Source organism: Mesorhizobium sp. M0119 (genome assembly GCF_040322615.1).
Taxonomy (GTDB): domain Bacteria; phylum Pseudomonadota; class Alphaproteobacteria; order Rhizobiales; family Rhizobiaceae; genus Mesorhizobium.
Map to the genome: position 1 here is coordinate 228,043 of NZ_JAMYTU010000002.1, position 17,345 is coordinate 245,387.

Below are 17,345 nucleotides of genomic sequence, written 5' to 3' on the forward strand. Positions count from 1 at the left end.
ATCTTGGCAGCGCGGCGTCTGCTTCAGCCAATGGCGAAGGGCACGGCGACAAACATCTGGGCATCGCCGCGCTCGACAAGCAGCAGCACCGATTTCTTGCCGGATTTCGCAGCCTGCACAATCGCCTGGTTAGCCTGCCTGGCGCTTCTCACCGGATGCTGGTCGACGGCGACGATGATGTCGCCGGGCTGGATGCCGGAAGCCGACGCCGCCTTGTTCGGGTCGACGCGCTCGACCAGCGCGCCATGCTGGTTGCCTGCCAGGTTCATTGCCTGACGCACATCCGGGGTGACATCCATCAGGCCGAGACCGAGCGCCGGTGCGCGAAGGCCCGGCTCCGTCGACGGCTGACCCTGATCGCCGGTCACCGATCCCGTTGCCATGTCGTCTTCGTTGCGCCCGACCTCGACGGAGATCTGCAGGCTTTGCCCCTTGCGCCAGACATTGAGGGTTTCCCTCGTGCCGGGCGCAACGTCTGCGACGCCGCGCGACAGGTCCCTTGGATCCTTTATGTCGCGACCAGCGAAGCTGGTGATGACGTCGCCGGTCTCGATGCCGGCCTTGGCGGCCGGCGATCCGTCGCTGACCTGCGCGACCAGCACGCCGGCGGGGTGATCGAGGCCGATGGCGCTCGCCATGTCAGGCGTCACCGGCTGGATCTGGACGCCGAGATAGCCGTACTGGATGGAGCCGCCCTTCATCAGCTTGGCGACGACCTTTTGCGCCTGGTCCGAGGGAATGGCGAAACCGACGCCGACGCTGCCGCCATTCGGCGAAAAGATCGCCGTGTTGATGCCGACGACATTGCCGTTCACATCCGTCAGCGGGCCGCCGGAATTGCCCCGGTTGATCGGTGCGTCGATCTGGATGAAGTCGTCAAACGGCCCGCTGTGCAGGTCGCGGCCGCGGGCCGAGACGATGCCGGCCGTGACCGTGGTGCCAAGGCCGAAAGGATTGCCGAAGGCGAGCACCTGGTCGCCCGGCATGAGCTTGTCGGAATCGCCCCATTTGACGGTCGGCAAGGGCTTGCCGGCCTTGACCCTGAGCACGGCAAGATCGTTCTTGGCGTCATGGCCGATCAATTTGGCGGGAAGCTCGGTGCCGTCGTCGAGCGTCACCCTGATCGATTGGGCGCCGTCGACAACGTGATTGTTGGTGACAATGGTGCCGTCGGCGCCGACGACGAAACCTGAACCGAGGGCCTCGGCGCGCGGCGCCTGCTCCGGCGGTGTCTTGGGGGCGGGCTGTCCCTGGTCATCGAAGAAATGGCGGAAATAGTCGTCGAAAGGGGAGGTTCCGCCAAAGGGAGAGGCGTCGCTCGTGGTGTCCGGCTGTTGTGCTTCCATGACCGTCGTGATGGTCACCACCGCCGGTTTGTCGGCCGCCACGACCGGCGCGAACGAACCGCTGGGAGCGGTCATGCCGGTGACGGGAGGGGTCACCGTTGCCGCCAGGACATCATTCAGCCTGGGAGCGAGGGGCAAAGCAAAGGGGCTGACGATCAGCGCGGCGCCCAGCAGAGCGGCGACGCGATGTCTGCGAAGGGTCTTGATTGGTGACATGGCCGTTGTCCGGGCGAGAGATTGATCGGGCGCCGCAGCTTTCCATCACCGGAACGCTTTATCGACGTGTCGGCCTTGCCTGTCTCGCCTGGCACGGCGGCCGACCGGATCGACAGCCCCGCATCTAGGGCGCCGATCGTGGTTTCCAGATAATATTACGAAGATTTAATTTCCGGCTGGCAACCGCCCTGCCGGGCTGGCGCCGAAACCCGAAGACAAAAACCCGCCTTGCGGCGGGTCGTTGGGGCGAATCAGCACCATACCCAAATTACTAGCATAGCTGCCGGCACAAAGCAAGAACAAAATAGCTGAGCAAGACAAATCGCTTCAGATTTGCGCCGCCTCAGCAGAGGCCTCCTATTCGCCTTTCCGGTCGGTCCGGCGGAGATAGGCGGTGGCGATCTCGCGCATTCGCCTGCCGTCGAAGCTCGGTCCATGACCGCCATGGCCGATGCGGATCGGCAGCTCGAGCAGGCGCTGCATGGTGCGGCGATAGGCGGCACGATCCGAATCCGGCAGGTCGTCGATCAGCATGGCGTCGTAGATGGCGTCGCCGGCGAAGAACAGGCCGTCTGCCTCGTCGAACAGCGCGATCGAATCCGGAGAGTGGCCGGGCAGATGCAGGACGCGGAATTGACGGTCGCCGAGGTCGATCCTATCGCCCTCGTCCAGGGTCCTAGTCAGCGGCGCCGGCTGAATCCTGTAATCGGCCGCTTTCCAGCCCTCCGCCGGCAGCCTGGAGACGGCGCCTTCCAGATCATGGAACATGTAGGCGTAGGTCACCGCTTCATCCATGCTGTCGAACTGCGCGGCGCTGTGGCGCGGCCCTGCCCGCAACGGAAACTCGTGCAGCGAGCCGACATGATCGAGATGGATATGCGTGGCGACGACGAGCAGCGGCTTGCCGGCCGGCATATCGATCTGCGGCGCCAGCGGGCAGATCCCCATGCCGGTGTCGACCAGCAGGTCGACATCGCGGCCGCGCAAATGCCAGATGTTGGCGCGCACGAATTCATGCACGAAGGGCTCGGTCAGCATCGTCGTCTTGGCATCGACGATGGTTTTGCTGAACCAGCTGTCCATCAGATCAAGGCCGGCATCAGACGAACGGCTTGCCGATCTTGTACTTTTGCGGGACCAGCCGCTTCAGATAGGCCATCCCCGCATCGGACAGCCGGTTGACATCGGGCAGCATGAAATCATCCGGCATATGGCGCGTTTTGCCGGCGACGTTCTTCAGCGGCACCTTCTTCAGCACGGTTTTCTTGCCGTCATATTGCAGCGCCACCGAACCGCCGCCCTCGTCGGCCACCGTGACCGCGAAGGCGCCGGCGTCGAAGGCCTCCTGCGCGTCCACCGCGCTGATGGCGCCGACATAGCCGCGCGGCATGTAACCGAGCGCATCGACGCGCGCCCGCTTGCCCGGCAGCCCCTCGGCGAGCGCGCGCTCCAAGGCTGCCGGCAGGTCGCTGCCCGACAGCTTGACGTTGCCGTGCTGGTCGCGCTCCAGCCTTTCCGGCGGCACCAGGCTTTCGACCAGCGCCTTGCCGTCGGCGGTGCTGACGCCTTCGGAGACGGCAACGATGCAGCGCTTGTGGCGGTCGAGCGTGGCGCGCACGTCGTCGATGAAACCTGCCGCCGAGAACGGCCGCTCCGGCACGTAGACGAGATGCGGGCCGCTGTCCTGGTCGAGCTGCCATGCCGCGGATGCGGCGGTCAGGAAACCGGCATGCCGCCCCATGACGATGCCGACATAGATGCCGGGCAAAGCGCGGAAATCGAGATCGACCGAAAGGAATGCGCCAGCGACGAACTCGGCCGCCGACATGAAGCCGGGCGTGTGATCGTTCTCCTCGAGATCGTTGTCGATGGTTTTCGGCGCGTGCACGAAGGCGATCTTGCCGCCGGCGGCGTCGGTCAGGATCTGCTGCGTGCCCGAGGTGTCGTTGCCGCCGATATAGATGAAGGCGTCGGCGCCGGCTTTCTTCAAGCCGTTGAGGATGAGGTCGCAATAGGCGGCATCCGGCTTGTCGCGCGTCGAACCAAGCGCGGCGCTCGGGGTCGCCGCGATCAGCCGCAGGCGGTCCTCGGGGATGGCTGAAAGATCGACGTAATTGCCGTCACGAATGCCGCGCACGCCGTGGATGGAACCAAGGACTTTGGCGCCGGGATGCCGCTTGCGGATTTCGAGCGTGGCGCCCACCACGGTCTGGTTGATGACGGCGGTCGGGCCGCCGCCTTGCGCGATGACAAAAGTTCCGGCCATTGTTCACGTCTCCCGGGGCGATGAAAATCGCAGGCACATTCGCCTGTCTTGCGGCATCGCGCAACGGCAGAGTGATCATTGAAAGCGAAGCCGCCGTTCAGACGACGACGACCGGGTTTTTCTTGGAGACGCGGCTGTAGAGATCGATGATGTCCTGGTTGATCAGGCGCACGCAGCCCGACGACATCGCCTGTCCGATGCTCCACCATTCGGGCGAGCCGTGGATGCGATAGCCGGTGTCGCTGCCGTTCTGATAGATGTAGAGGGCGCGCGCGCCGAGCGGATTGTCGAGGCCGCCCGGCTGTCCGCTTTGCCATTTTACCAGCTCCGGCCTGCGGGCGATCATCTCGGGCGGCGGGGTCCAGACCGGCCATTCCTTGCCGTACTGGATGTTGGCGCGGCCGGACCAGCGGAACCCGTCCTTGCCGATGCCGACGCCGTAACGGATTGCCTCGCCGCCGGGCTGCACCAGATAGAGCAGCCGCTCCTGCGAGTGAACGACGATCGTGCCGGGTTGCTCGCCGGTCGGATCGACGACGATCTGGCGGCGGAACTCCGGCTTGACCTTGAGATAGGGCACTTCCGGCACATTGAAGCCACCGTCGGTGAGCGAAGCGTACATCACGTCGGGGCTGGTGATGTTCTTGTCGACGCTGATGCTCGGGCGGATCGGCCGGATCGAGCCGGTGGTGACATCGTCGAGCTGGAGCGACGGCAGATCCAGCGTCTGACTGCAGCCGGCGACGCCGAGCAGCGCCAGTGCGCCGCCGCCGGACAGCACCGTGCGGCGGGAAAGCTGTATTTCGGTTTCGATTGCGTCGCCATTACGCGGCAGCGACAGACCTTGCGGCAACTCACGCATTTACCCAAACCCTACGCTATCGGCGGGAAACACGGTCCGGCCGGATAGCAGGTATTTTCACCAATCATGGTTGAAAAAGCGTGAAGGCCGGCCGCCTGGCGTTAACGAGGGGCTTTTTCGATTTTTGCCTCTTTACATCTGCGCGAGGCCAAGGATTTATCCTCTTCTTTGAGCTCGAGGAGAAGAAAATGTCCTTCGAAAACTGGGCCGCCTTTGCCGCCGGCAGTCCTTCTGGTCATCCCGGGCCCGACCATCCTGCTGGTGGTGTCCTATGCGCTCGGCCAGGGCTGGCGTACCGCGCTGCCGATGGCAGTCGGCGTGGCGCTCGGCGACTTCACCGCGATGACACTGTCGATGCTGGGCATCGGCGCGCTGCTGGCGGCGTCGGCCACCGTATTCACCGTGCTGAAGGTGATCGGCGCCGGCTATCTGATCTATCTCGGCATAAAGTTGTTTCGCGCCGGCGGTGCGCTCAGGGCCGAACCGCGCACCGATGCGGTGTCATCGGCCAAGATGACGGCGCACGCCTGGCTGGTTACCGCGCTCAATCCGAAAAGCATCACCTTCTTCGTCGCTTTCCTGCCGCAGTTCCTCGACCGGCACGCGGATTTCTGGACACAGATGCTGATCTTCGAGACGACCTTCCTGGCGCTCGCCTTCGCCAATGCCTTCGGTTATGCGCTGATCGCGGCAAGGGCGCGCAACGTGGTGCGCAATCCAAAGGCGATCCGCATCTTCAATCGCACCGGCGGCACGCTGCTGGTCGGCGCCGGGATCGCGACGGTGGCGATGCGATCGGGCAACTGAGGACAGACCATGGCGGTCAGCGATGCATTCGGCTTGACACTGTCCGGCGCCACGGAGGCCGGGCTCTCGCCCTACAGCCGGGCTGTTCGCGAATTGCAGTGCTTCATCGGCGACCCTGTCGGTTCCGTTGACCGCGCAATCGCCGAAGATCCCGGCTTCGTCATGGCGCATGTGTTCAAGGGCTATCTCTTTGGCCTTGCCACCGAGCGAGAGGCGACCGCGGTGGCCAAGGCATGCCACGAGGCAGCGCTGCCGCTTGTCGCGACGACACGCGAGCAGGCGCATGTCGCCGCCCTTGGCCACCTTGCGGAGGGACGCTGGCACGAGGCCGCTCGGCTGCTGGAGGATATCGCCATCGAGTTCCCGCTCGATGCGCTGGCGCTGCAGACCGGCCACCAGATCGACTTCTTCACCGGCAATGCCCGCATGCTGCGCGACCGCATCGGCCGCGCGCTGCCGTCCTGGCAGAGCGGCATGCCGGGCTACCACGCCATACTCGGCATGCAGGCCTTTGGGCTGGAGGAAATGGGCGACTACGCGCGTGCCGAAAGGCTTGGCCGCACGGCGGTCGATCTCGAGCCGCGCGACGGCTGGGCCCAGCATGCGGTGGCCCATGTCATGGAGATGCAGAGCCGGCAAAAGGACGGCATTCTGTGGATGCGCGCCAATCCCGAAGCGTGGACGCGGGAAAGCTTCCTGCAGGTGCACAATTGGTGGCACCTGGCCCTGTTCCATTACGATCTCGGCGAGACCGACGAGGTGCTGACGCTCTATGACGGGCCGATCTACGGCGAGCGCTCGACGCTGGCGCTCAACATGGTCGATGCCTCCGCGATCCTGTGGCGGCTGCATCTCGGCGGCGTCGATGTCGGCGAGCGCTGGACGGCACTCGCCGCCAACTGGTTGCCCAAGGCCAGCGCCGGCCATTATGCCTTCAACGACGCCCACGCGATGATGGCGTTTACCGGCGCCGGCCTCGAAGCGCCGGCCAGCGGCTTGCTCGAGGCGCAGCGCGAGGCGATGCAGGGCAAAGACGACAACGCTGCTTTCACCAGGGATGTCGGCCATCCCTTGACGCTCGCCATCAAGGCATTCGGCGAGGGCAATTATGCCGGGACGATACGCCTGATCCGGCCGATCCGGGCAATCGCCCATCGCTTCGGCGGCAGCCACGCCCAACGCGACGTCATCGACCTGACGCTGATCGAGGCGGCATTGCGTTCCGGTGATGGCGCGCTGGCGAGGGCGCTTGCGGCGGAACGCGCGCTTGCACGGCCGGACAGCCCGTTGTCGGCGCTGTTTTCACAGCGCGCAACCGCTCTCGCGGCGAATTGACCAAGACTAAATCTTGCCTTAAAAACTGCCCCGGCAAGATTTTTTCGAGTGTCGAAAAAATCTTCGCGTGTTGACCGGAGCGCTTGTCCGGCGGCACGATTGCCGGGATATCTTCGCCGCCTTTGTCGCAGGCAGAGGCGGGGGAGCAAGACAGACCGTCGCCGCCAGGCCTGACGGACATGGGAGGAAACATGTATCTCGGCCTCGATCTCGGCACGTCGGGCGTCAAGGCGCTGCTGATCGATGCAAGGCAGAGCATCGTCGGTTCCGGCCATGCGCCGCTCGACGTGTCGCGCCCGCATCCCGGCTGGTCCGAACAGAACCCGGCCGACTGGATCCGCGCCTGCGAAGCGGCGATCGCCGAGCTGAGGTCCGCGCATGCGAAGGAGCTCGCGGCGGTCAAAGGCATCGGCCTTTCCGGCCATATGCATGGCGCCACCCTGCTCGATGCCGCCGACCAGGTGCTGCGCCCCTGCATTCTGTGGAACGACACACGCAGCCACGCCGAGGCGGCCGCGCTCGATGCCGACCCGCGCTTTCGCAAGCTGACCGGCAACATCGTCTTTCCCGGCTTCACCGCGCCGAAGCTGGCCTGGGTGAAAAACAACGAACCGGCTGTTTTCGCCAAGGTGGCAAAGGTCCTGCTGCCGAAGGACTTTTTGCGGCTCTGGCTCACCGGCGAGCGTATTTCGGAAATGTCGGATTCGGCTGGCACGTCGTGGCTCGATGTCGGCAAACGAGCCTGGTCCGCCGAACTGCTCGCCGCCACGTCGCTCGACGAAAGGCAGATGCCGTCATTGGTCGAAGGCACGGCAAAGGCCGGTGCCTTGCGCAGCGAACTGGCTGCGAAATGGGGCATGCAGACGGGCACCCCGATCGCCGGCGGCGCCGGCGACAACGCGGCCTCGGCCTGCGGCATGGGCACGGTCGGCGCCGGCCAGGCTTTCGTCTCGCTCGGCACGTCCGGTGTGCTTTTTGCCGCCAACGCGTCCTATCTGCCCAATCCGGAAAGTGCGGTACACACCTTCTGCCACGCGCTGCCCGGCACTTGGCACCAGATGGGCGTCATCCTGTCTGCGACCGATTCGCTCAACTGGCTGTCGGGGATCGCTGGAAAAAGCGCCAGCGAACTGACCGCCGAACTCGGCGATGCGCTGCAGGCGCCGACCGGCGTCTCCTTCCTGCCGTACCTCTCAGGCGAGCGGACGCCTCACAATGATTCGGCCATTCGTGGCGCGTTTACCGGGCTTGCACACGAGTCCGGCCGCGTGGCGCTGACCCAGGCCGTGCTCGAAGGCGTCGCCTTCGCCTTCCGCGACAGCCTCGAAGCCCTGGCCAAGGCCGGCACGACGCTGACCCGGGTGACGGCGATCGGCGGCGGCTCGCGTTCGCGCTACTGGCTGAAGGCCATCGCCACCGCGCTTGGCCTGCCAGTCGATATTCCAGCCGACGGCGATTTCGGCGCCGCCTTCGGTGCGGCCCGGCTTGGCCTGATTGCGGCGACCGGTGCCGATCCGCGCGCCGTGTGCACGGCGCCGGCGACAGACACCACGGTCGAGCCGGTCGCCGCCCTCGGCGATGCCTATGCGGATGCTTATCAGCGCTACCGGGCGCTTTATCCGGCGATCAGGGCTGCAACCGCGTGAGCTGGCGCTTACCCCCCTCTGCCCTGCCGGGCATCTCCCCCTCAAGGGGGGAGATCAGCAGTTCCAGCGCTGATGCCAAGCTTGCTGCGCTGGAGATTGGCGAAAGCAGAAAAGCCAGCCAATCTCCCCCCCTGAGGGGGAGATGCCCGGTAGGGCAGAGGGGGGTGCTTGGCCCCCACTTTGCCGAGATTTCCTCACTGCGCCGGCACCTTGTCGAGAAAGCCGGTGATGCTTTTCAGCCGGCCATTTTCGATGACGCCGATATCAGTGCCTTCGATGATGGACTCGACGCCGTCCGGCCCGAGGTTCCACGAGAAGCGGATGGTATCGGCGAAGCCGTCCGGCTTGCCTTTCAGCGAGAACCTGAAGCCGGCAAAGCGCTGCTGCACGCCGTCGATCAGCGCCGCGATGCCGTCATGGCCGTCGCCCTGCATGATCGGATCGCGGTAGCCGATGTCCTCGGTGAAGGTCGCCTCGAGCAAGGCTTTCCTGCGCACGGCGTCGCTCTCGTTCCAGGCGGCGATGTAGTTTTCGGCAATGGTGTTGAGGTCGGTCATGGTCTGTCTCCTTCGTTGAGTGGCTTTGACATGAGCCTTTTCACCCAGCGCCAACGCGAAACCAATTACGCCTGAGGTAATCAGGCCGAACCATGCGAGAGGAAAAGAACATGACCAGCGGTTTTTTCGGCGACATCCAGCAGATCAAATACGAGGGACCGGATTCGACCAATCCGCTGGCCTACCGGTTCTACAATCCCGACGAGATTGTCGCCGGCAAGCGGCTTGAAGACCATCTGCGCTTTGCCGTCGCCTATTGGCATTCCTTTGCCTGGCCGGGCGGCGATCCGTTCGGCGGCCAGACGTTTGAGCGGCCGTGGTTTCCGAAGGCCGGCGGCACCGACACGATGGAGTTGGCCAAGCTCAAGGCCGACGTCGCCTTCGAGATGTTTTCGTTGCTGGGCGCGCCTTATTTCTGCTTCCACGATGCCGATGTGCGGCCGGAGGGCCGGGACTTTTCCGAAAGTGCGGCGCGGCTCGACGAGATCGCCGATTATTTTGCTAAAAAAATGAAGCAGACCGGCGTCAAGCTATTGTGGGGCACGGCCAACCTGTTCTCCAACCGCCGCTTCATGTCGGGCGCCGCCACGAATCCCGATCCGGACGTCTTTGCCTATTCGGCGGCGACGGTGAAACACTGCATCGACGTCACCAAGCGGCTGAACGGCGAGAACTACGTGCTGTGGGGCGGCCGCGAGGGCTATGAGACGCTGCTCAACACCGACCTTGGCCGCGAGCAGGAACAGGCCGGCCGCTTTCTCAATCTGGTCGTCGACTACAAGCACAGGATCGGCTTCGAAGGCACCATCCTGATCGAGCCGAAGCCGCAGGAGCCAACCAAGCACCAATACGATTACGACGTCGCCACCGTCTATGGCTTCCTCAAGCGTTTCGGACTGGAGAATGAGGTCAAGCTCAACATCGAGCAGGGCCACGCCATCCTGGCCGGCCATTCGTTCGAGCATGAACTGGCGCTGGCCAATGCGCTCGGCATTTTCGGCTCGATCGACATGAACCGCAACGACTACCAGTCGGGCTGGGATACCGACCAGTTCCCCAACAATGTGCCGGAGATGGCACTGGCCTATTACCAGGTGCTGCAGGCCGGCGGCTTCAAGACCGGCGGCACCAATTTCGACGCCAAGCTCAGGCGCCAGTCGCTCGATCCGCAGGATCTGCTGATCGGCCATATCGGCGGCATGGATTGCTGCGCTCGCGGCCTCAAGGCGGCAGCGCGCATGGTCGAGGACAAGGCGCTGTCCGCCCCGCTCGCCGAGCGCTATGCCGGCTGGGATTCGGCCGAGGCCAAGGCGATGCTTGCCGGCAAGCGCACGCTGGAGGAGATCGCTGAGCGCGTCGTCAAGGAGAAGATCGAGCCGCAGCCCAGATCCGGCCGCCAGGAACTGCTCGAGAACATCGTCAACCGGTACGTCTGAGGCGTACCCGGTTCGCGGCCGCATTTTCAACGGACGCGGCTAAAGACGACTTCCGCGGGGCTGAAACCGACGCCAAGGTTTGCCCCGTGCGAATTCACGTGACCCTGTTCGCTGACCGGTCTTGGTCGTGATCGAAGCCTCACAGGTAGGCGCAAAACATGTCGGCCATGGCGTCGGCGTAGGCTTCGATCTCCGCGGAGGTTCGGGGCGCCTCCGAGAACTGCTTCCCCACCGTGCTGAGCGTCGTCACGATCAAGTCGCCGGCCAATTCGCGAGTCGCTTGCGAGGCGTTGGGCAACGCCTCCTGCATGAAGAGCTGGATGGTGCGGTCTCCGGACGCCCTTGCCGCCTGCGCCTCGGGCGCATCGCGGTAAAGCGGCGCGGCGTCGTCGAGCGCCACACGAACCGCGGCCTCGTCACACTCCGAGCGGAGGAAGGCGTGGACCAGGTCGCGCAGCCGGTCAAGCGGCGGTTTCCTGATATCCTCGAGGATATCGCGCAGCAAACTGGTCGTCTGCCGCCATTCGTCGCTCTGGAGCCGGAACAGGATCGCCGCCTTGTTCGGAAAATACTGATACAGCGATCCGACACTGACGCCGGCCTTCTCGGCCACCCGCGCCGTGGTGAAGCGCTGCGCGCCTTCTTTCGCCAAAACCTGAACAGCAGCCTGCAAAATCGCAGCGACGAGCTCCGTCGAGCGGGCCTGCCTCGGCTGTTTTCGCGAGGAAATCCGCGGACTTCGGTGATCGCTCATTGAGAGCCGCGCCAATGCGATTAGTGAATGCGAATGATTAGTCGTATTTTGAGTGCCGCACAAGAACGCATTCAATTTTGACTGGAGACCGCTGTGACCACACTGACGACAAAGCCGCTCGCGCCCCTGCTGGACCGCCTGTTCGAGGAAGCCGCTGCCGCAACGAGCCCCGCGGTGGCGGAACTCTCCGCCGAGGAGCGGAGCCGCCTCATTCGAAGCAAGACCGAATACCTCGATTTCTATGGGCGGCTAAAGGACCTCTGGCTTCCCGTCTCGCGAGAGACCGGCATGCTGCTCTACATGCTGGCACGAGGCAGCGGCGCAAGGACGATCGTTGAATTTGGAACCTCGTTCGGCATCTCGACCCTGCACCTTGCCGCAGCCTTGCGGGACAATGGCGGCGGCCGCCTGATCACCAGCGAGTTCGAGCCATCCAAGGTCGCGCGCGCGAGGCGCAATCTGACAGCAGGCGGTCTCATTGACATGGTGGAAATCCGCGAAGGAGACGCGCTGCAAACATTAAGCGTCGATCTTCCCGAAAGCGTCGACCTGCTTCTGCTCGACGGCGCCAAAGCGCTCTATCCCGAGATCTTGAGTCTGGTTGAAAGCCGCCTCAGGCCGGGCGCCTTCGTCGTTGCCGACAACGCAGATCTTTGCCCCGAATACCTCGAGCGGGTGCGCTCGACCGGGAGTGGCTACATGTCCACGCCGTTCGGCGAGGATGTTGAACTGTCGATGCGGCTTGGCTGAAGCACTGCCTGACCTGCCGGAACGATCGTGCCCAAGATGGGCGGCGGCGGACAAAACTTTGCCCGGCATCGCCCATCAATCGCCTCGCTCTTGCCTTCAAACAGCCGTCACGAACCTCCTATAGTGTGGTTCGTGGCGGGATTCAGAAAGAAGGAGGCGAAACGATATGCAGCACGAACGCGAAATCGACGCCCTGCTCTCATCTGGCGAGGCTGGATCGATCATCGACCGGCTGATGGCGCTGCCGCACCCGAAACAAGGTGCGCTGAGTGCAAACGAATGGGATCGCGCGGTCGCCAGCCGCTTCGAGACCCATCTTGCGAGACAGATGCGCTCGCAGATCGACGGCAGCAGCGACCGCCAGGACGCTGCCTGATCTACCTTTGTCTATGCATGTCGTTATCCCAAAACCGCTCCGCACCCTCGGGTCAAGCCCGTGGCCAAGCTTTTGGGCGACATGCATTATCCCCGACGCAGCCTGACCGGCGCTTCGCCGAACGCTCTTGAAAACGCTCTGGAAAATGCCGCGGCGGACGAAAACCCCGTTCGCCCGGCAATGTCCGCCATGGCGATGCGCGTGTCGACCACCAGCCGGCGCGCGGCGCCGAGGCGCAGCCTGAGGTAATAAGCGCCGGGCGTTTCGCCGATCGACTTGCGAAAGATGCTTTCCAGCGTCCGTGCCGTCACCCCGGCGCGCTTTGCCACGGCGGCGATAGTCAGCGGCTGGTCGACATGCGCTTCCATCAGCCGAATGGCTTGCGCCAGCCTGGGATCGTAGCCGTCGAGACGGCCGAGCGAGACCAGCGGTTGCGCGTCCGTCGCGGCGCGCGCCTGATCGTAGATGAAGACGCTCGCGACATCGAGCGCCACGGCCATGCCGAGCCGCGTGCGAATCAGATGCAGCATCAGGTCGAAGGTCGGCGAGGCGCCGCCGGTGGTGAACACGGGGCCATCGATGACGTAGCGGTCGGGGCGCACGTCGACGCCGGGAAAGGCCGACGAGAAATCCTCCATGTCCTCCCAGTGGGTGGTGGCGCTGCGCCCCTCCAGCAGACCCGCGCGGGCAACCAGCCAGGTGCCGGCCTCGACGCCGCCGCAGGCGCGTGCCGCGCGCGCCGCCCGGCGCAGTCCGGACAGCAGGGCCGATGTGGCGTAGTTCTGCGTGCCGAAGCCGGCGACGACGACCAGCATATCGGTTGTGTCAGCCGCATCGAAGCGGCCGCTGACCGCCACCGGCAGGCCGCATGTGGTGACCGGCGCCTCGCCTGTCACCGAGACCAGCCTGAAATCAAACAGCGTCTCACCGGCAATGCGGTTGGCGGCGCGCAACGGATCGACGGCCGACGCGACGCACATGATCGACGAGCCGGAGAATACCAGCAGCGTTACCTTGAGCGGCAAACGCTCGGCCCGAAAGATCGTCGGTTTTTCGTTTTTGGTCACACGATCTTCGTAAAACGCAAAACAGTTTCCGGCAAGTCAGGCATTCTTGCCCTACGTTCTATTGGGAGAGAGTCCGATGCCGTTAGCGATGAACCGTGAGGTTTTCATTACCTGTGCCGTGACCGGGTCCGGCGGTTCGCAGGACCGCAGCCCGCATGTGCCGCGCTCGCCCAGAGAGATCGCCGATTCGGCTATCGAGGCGGCAAAGGCAGGTGCTGCAATCGTGCACTGCCATGTGCGCGATCCCGAGACCGGCAAGCCTAGGCGCGACGTGCATCTCTATCGCGAAGTAACCGAGCGCATCCGCGCGGCGGACGTCGACGTGGTGCTGAACCTGACCGCCGGCATGGGGGGTGACATGGTATTCGGCCCGCCGGAGAAGCCGCTGCCGCTGAACGAAAAAGGCACGGACATGGGCGGCGCGAGCAACCGCATGGAACATGTGAGCCAGTGCCTGCCGGAAATCTGCACGCTCGATTGCGGCACCATGAATTTCGCCGAGGCCGATTATGTCATGACCAATACGCCCGGCATGCTGCGTGCCATGGGCGGCATGATGACGGCGCTCGGCGTCAAGCCGGAGATCGAGGCCTTCGACACCGGGCATCTGTGGTTCGCCAAGCAATTGGTCGAGGAAGAAGTGCTGAAGCCGGACGCGCTGGTGCAATTGTGCATGGGCGTGCCGTGGGGCGCGCCGGACGACCTCAACACCTTCATGGCCATGGTCAACAATGTACCGTCGACCTGGAACTGGTCGGCCTTTGCCATTGGCCGCAACCAGATGGCCTATGTCGCAGCCGCGGTGCTGGCCGGCGGCAATGTCCGCGTCGGACTGGAGGATAATCTCTGGCTCGACAAGGGCGTGCTGGCGACCAATGCGCAGCTGGTCGAGCGGGCGGTCAGCATCGTGTCGAATATGGGCGCCAGGGTCATCGGCCCGGACGAAGTCCGCAAGAAGCTGAACCTGACGAAGCGCGCACCGCTTTGAAAGCCGGTAGCCGGTTGGGAGGAGCCGCCGATGAAGACCGTGAAATTCACCGCCATGAAGGACGGCGACCGCGAGGACTATGCCTTCCTCACCGAGCACGAGATCGACTATGCGGCAAAGACCGGCGAGCGGCTGCTCGACGCGCTCGTCCAGCTTGATGCGGGCCTCTCGGGCTACAAGATCACCCGGCTCGGCCATTCACTGCAAGCGGCAACACGGGCCTGGCGCGACGGCGCCGACACCGACTGGATTGCCTGCGCCTTGCTGCACGATATTGGCGACATCTACGCGCCCTATAACCACGACGAGTATGCGGCGTCGATCCTGAAGCCTTTTGTGCGCGAGCAATGCACCTGGGTGGTGGAGAAGCACGGCGATTTCCAGCGCCTCTATTACGCCCACCACCTCGGCGGCAATCCACACGCCCGCGACCGTTTCGCCGGGCACATCTACTTCGACGATTGCGATAAGTTTTGCGAACGCTGGGATCAGTCGAGCTTCGATCCCGACTACGAGACATTGCCGATCGATTTCTTCCGGCCCTTCGTGCTCGAAGTGTTCGCGCGCAAGGCCTATGACGCATCCGTGATCCGTGCCGGCGAGCGTGTCGCCCTCACCGACCCCGCAACAGCCCGCACAAGAACCGGAGCTTCCGCATGAGCATCATCAACAAGGCGGCCGCGATCGGCGGCGGCGTCATCGGCGCCGGCTGGGTGGCGCGGCTGCTGCTCAACGGCATCGACGTGTCGATCTTCGATCCCGATCCCGAGGCGTCACGCAAGGTCGGCGAGGTGATGAAGGGCGCACGCCGCGCCTACAAGCAGATGCTGCCCGGCGGCCTGCCGAAAGAGGGCAAGCTTACCTTCGCCAAGACGATCGCCGAGGCGGTGGCCGACGCCGACTTCATCCAGGAAAGCGTGCCGGAGCGGCTCGACCTGAAGCACCGCGTGCTGGCCGAGATCGACCTTTATGCACCGGCCAACGCCATTATCGGCTCCTCCACCTCCGGCATCAAACCGACCGACATGCAGGTGGCGATGAAGAAGCACCCGGAGCGGCTGGTCGTCGGCCATCCGTTCAACCCCGTCTATCTGCTGCCGCTGGTCGAAATCGTCGGCGGCGAACAGACCTTTCCCGAGGCGATCGAAGTCGCCACGGAGATGTATGCCTCGATCGGCATGAAGCCGGTGGTGATCCGCAAGGAGATCGAAGCGTTCGTCGGCGACCGGCTGCTCGAAGCGGCCTGGCGCGAGGCGCTGTGGCTGGTCAAGGACGGCATCTGCACGGTCGAGGAGCTCGACGACATCATGCGCTACGGCTTCGGCCTGCGCTGGGCGCAGATGGGCATGTTCCAAGTCTATCGCGTCGCCGGCGGCGAGGCCGGCATGCGCCACTTCATGGCGCAGTTCGGCCCGTGCCTGAAATGGCCGTGGACCAAGCTGATGGACGTGCCGGAGTTCAACGATGAGCTGGTCGAGCTGATCGCCACCCAGTCGGACGATCAGGCGCACGGTCTGTCGATCCGCGAGCTCGAAAAGATCCGCGACGACAATCTGGTCGCCATCATGGAGGCACTGTCGAAGCAGAACAAAGGCAAAGGCTGGGGTGCCGGCGCCCTGCATAAGGACTACACCAGGCAGCTGGCCAAGCTCGCGGCCAAGAAGCCCACCGCCTCCAAGGCGGCCGAAAAGGCAAAGGCTGAAAAGCCGAAGAAAAGGAAGAAAGGCTGAGACCATGGATTTTGGTCTTTCGGAGGAGCAGAAGCTCATCGTCGAGACGACGCGGGCCTTCGTCGAGAACGAGCTTTACCCACATGAGCGCGAAGTGGAGCGTACCGGCGTGCTGCGCCGCGAGCTGATCGAGGAGATCAAGGCCAAGGCGATCGAAGCCGGCCTCTATGCCGCCAACATGCCGGCCGATGTCGGCGGCGCCGGGCTCGATACGGTGACCTGGCTGCTCTATGAAAAGGAACTCGGCCGCGCCAATTACGCGCTGCATTGGACCTGCGTGGCGCGGCCTTCGAACATCCTTCTCGCCGGCACGCTGGAGCAGCGCGAAAAATATCTGTTTCCCTGCATTCGCGGCGAGAAATGGGATTGCCTGGCAATGACCGAGCCGGGCGCCGGCTCCGATCTGCGCGGCATGAAGGCAACCGCCGTGCAAGACGGCGACGACTGGGTGCTGAACGGCACCAAGCATTTCATCAGCCATGCGGACCTCGCCGATTTCGCCATCGTCTTCATGGCCTCGGGTGAGGAAGAGTCTTCGCGTGGAAAACGCAAGAAGATCACCGCCTTCTTTGTCGACAAGGGCACCAAGGGTTTTACGGTGCGCGACGGCTACCGCAACGTCTCGCATCGCGGCTACACCAATGCCATCCTCGAATTCGACGATTGCCGGCTGCCCGGGGCCCAAGTGCTCGGCGAGGTCCACAAAGGCTTCGATGTCGCCAATTCATGGCTTGGCGCGACGCGCCTGCAGGTCGGCGCCACCTGCCTCGGCCGCGCCGAGCGGGCGCTTGGCCACGCCATCGAATACGCCGCGCAGCGCCAGCAGTTCGGCCAGCCGATCGGCAAGTTCCAGGGCGTGTCGTTCAAGCTCGCCGACATGGCGACCGAGCTGAAGGCCGCCGACCTGATGGTGTTCGAAGCCGGCTGGAAGTACGATCAGGGCACCGTCACCGACCAGGACATGGCCATGGCCAAGCTGAAGGCCACCGAGATGCTTGCCTTCGTCGCCGACGAGGCGATCCAGATCCATGGCGGCATGGGGCTGATGGACGATTTGCCGCTCGAGCGCATCTGGCGCGACGCCCGCGTCGAGCGCATCTGGGAAGGCACTTCGGAAATCCAGCGCCACATCATCTCGCGGGCGCTGCTGCGCCCGTTCGGGGGCTGAACAGCGCAATGTTTGCATTCCTTCCCACCCCCCTCTGTCCT

16 protein-coding genes and 1 pseudogene are annotated in these 17,345 nt (G+C 64.2%); 10 read left to right on the forward strand and 7 right to left on the reverse strand.

Annotated elements, in window-relative coordinates; all coding sequences use genetic code 11:
- Positions 1-23 precede the first annotated feature (23 nt).
- The 4 genes from NKJ40_RS02945 to NKJ40_RS02960 form a co-directional block, all read right to left on the reverse strand.
- A complete protein-coding gene (locus NKJ40_RS02945) occupies positions 24-1,562 on the reverse strand; it encodes a DegQ family serine endoprotease (protein ID WP_352464591.1) in 1,539 nt (512 codons plus the stop codon).
- A gap of 357 nt (positions 1,563-1,919) precedes the next feature.
- On the reverse strand, positions 1,920-2,645 hold the full coding sequence (locus NKJ40_RS02950; RefSeq protein WP_352464593.1) for an MBL fold metallo-hydrolase: 726 nt from the start codon (positions 2,643-2,645) through the stop codon (positions 1,920-1,922).
- Between the two features lie 16 nt (positions 2,646-2,661).
- Positions 2,662-3,828: a diphosphate--fructose-6-phosphate 1-phosphotransferase gene (locus NKJ40_RS02955; protein WP_352464595.1), complete on the reverse strand. Its 1,167-nt coding sequence runs from the start codon at positions 3,826-3,828 to the stop codon at positions 2,662-2,664.
- A 97-nt stretch (positions 3,829-3,925) separates the two neighbouring features.
- On the reverse strand, positions 3,926-4,690 hold the full coding sequence (locus NKJ40_RS02960; RefSeq protein WP_352464597.1) for a L,D-transpeptidase: 765 nt from the start codon (positions 4,688-4,690) through the stop codon (positions 3,926-3,928).
- A 188-nt stretch (positions 4,691-4,878) separates the two neighbouring features.
- Here NKJ40_RS02960 and NKJ40_RS02965 point away from each other — a divergent pair.
- From NKJ40_RS02965 to xylB, 3 genes and pseudogenes are all read left to right on the forward strand, one after another.
- Positions 4,879-5,497: pseudogene (locus tag NKJ40_RS02965) on the forward strand (LysE family translocator).
- Positions 5,498-5,506: 9 nt separating this feature from the next.
- Positions 5,507-6,832, forward strand: coding sequence for a tetratricopeptide repeat protein (locus tag NKJ40_RS02970; protein ID WP_352464598.1), 1,326 nt, complete (start codon positions 5,507-5,509; stop codon positions 6,830-6,832).
- Between the two features lie 191 nt (positions 6,833-7,023).
- Entirely contained in the window at positions 7,024-8,478 is a 1,455-nt protein-coding gene (gene xylB / locus NKJ40_RS02975) for a xylulokinase (protein WP_352464784.1), read from the forward strand.
- 194 nt (positions 8,479-8,672) lie between these two features.
- On the opposite strand, the gene NKJ40_RS02980 is transcribed toward xylB, so the two are convergent.
- The gene (locus tag NKJ40_RS02980; RefSeq protein WP_352464599.1) at positions 8,673-9,035 is read right to left on the reverse strand and encodes a nuclear transport factor 2 family protein; all 363 of its coding nucleotides are present in this window, start codon (positions 9,033-9,035) and stop codon (positions 8,673-8,675) included.
- 110 nt (positions 9,036-9,145) lie between these two features.
- On the opposite strand from NKJ40_RS02980, the gene xylA reads away from it, so the two are divergent.
- Positions 9,146-10,471, forward strand: coding sequence for a xylose isomerase (gene xylA / locus NKJ40_RS02985; protein ID WP_352464600.1), 1,326 nt, complete (start codon positions 9,146-9,148; stop codon positions 10,469-10,471).
- 139 nt (positions 10,472-10,610) lie between these two features.
- Here the strand turns inward: xylA and NKJ40_RS02990 are convergent, their stop codons facing one another.
- A complete protein-coding gene (locus NKJ40_RS02990; protein ID WP_352464785.1) occupies positions 10,611-11,225 on the reverse strand; it encodes a TetR/AcrR family transcriptional regulator in 615 nt (204 codons plus the stop codon).
- A 93-nt stretch (positions 11,226-11,318) separates the two neighbouring features.
- On the opposite strand from NKJ40_RS02990, the gene NKJ40_RS02995 reads away from it, so the two are divergent.
- Entirely contained in the window at positions 11,319-11,975 is a 657-nt protein-coding gene (locus tag NKJ40_RS02995; RefSeq protein WP_352464601.1) for an O-methyltransferase, read from the forward strand.
- Positions 11,976-12,141: 166 nt separating this feature from the next.
- Positions 12,142-12,351 (forward strand): hypothetical protein, encoded by a 210-nt coding sequence (locus NKJ40_RS03000; RefSeq protein WP_023680243.1) that lies wholly within the window; start codon positions 12,142-12,144, stop codon positions 12,349-12,351.
- 86 nt (positions 12,352-12,437) lie between these two features.
- Here the strand turns inward: NKJ40_RS03000 and NKJ40_RS03005 are convergent, their stop codons facing one another.
- Positions 12,438-13,418: a GlxA family transcriptional regulator gene (locus tag NKJ40_RS03005; protein ID WP_352451614.1), complete on the reverse strand. Its 981-nt coding sequence runs from the start codon at positions 13,416-13,418 to the stop codon at positions 12,438-12,440.
- Positions 13,419-13,494: 76 nt separating this feature from the next.
- Between NKJ40_RS03005 and bcoG the strand changes: the two genes are divergently transcribed.
- The 4 genes from bcoG to NKJ40_RS03025 are packed head-to-tail and all read left to right on the forward strand — an operon-like array spanning position 13,495 to position 17,304.
- On the forward strand, positions 13,495-14,406 hold the full coding sequence (gene bcoG, locus NKJ40_RS03010) for a 3-dehydrocarnitine:acetyl-CoA trimethylamine transferase BcoG (protein ID WP_023677595.1): 912 nt from the start codon (positions 13,495-13,497) through the stop codon (positions 14,404-14,406).
- Positions 14,407-14,436: 30 nt separating this feature from the next.
- Positions 14,437-15,066 carry an HD domain-containing protein gene (locus NKJ40_RS03015; protein WP_023677594.1) on the forward strand — a complete coding sequence of 210 codons (630 nt, stop codon included), beginning with the start codon at positions 14,437-14,439 and terminating at the stop codon, positions 15,064-15,066.
- On the forward strand, positions 15,063-16,136 hold the full coding sequence (locus NKJ40_RS03020) for a carnitine 3-dehydrogenase (RefSeq protein ID WP_352464602.1): 1,074 nt from the start codon (positions 15,063-15,065) through the stop codon (positions 16,134-16,136). The genes NKJ40_RS03015 and NKJ40_RS03020 overlap by 4 nt, the downstream gene beginning before the upstream one ends.
- Positions 16,137-16,140: 4 nt before the next feature.
- A complete protein-coding gene (locus NKJ40_RS03025; RefSeq protein ID WP_352464604.1) occupies positions 16,141-17,304 on the forward strand; it encodes an acyl-CoA dehydrogenase family protein in 1,164 nt (387 codons plus the stop codon).
- The last annotated feature ends 41 nt before the right edge of the window (positions 17,305-17,345 follow it).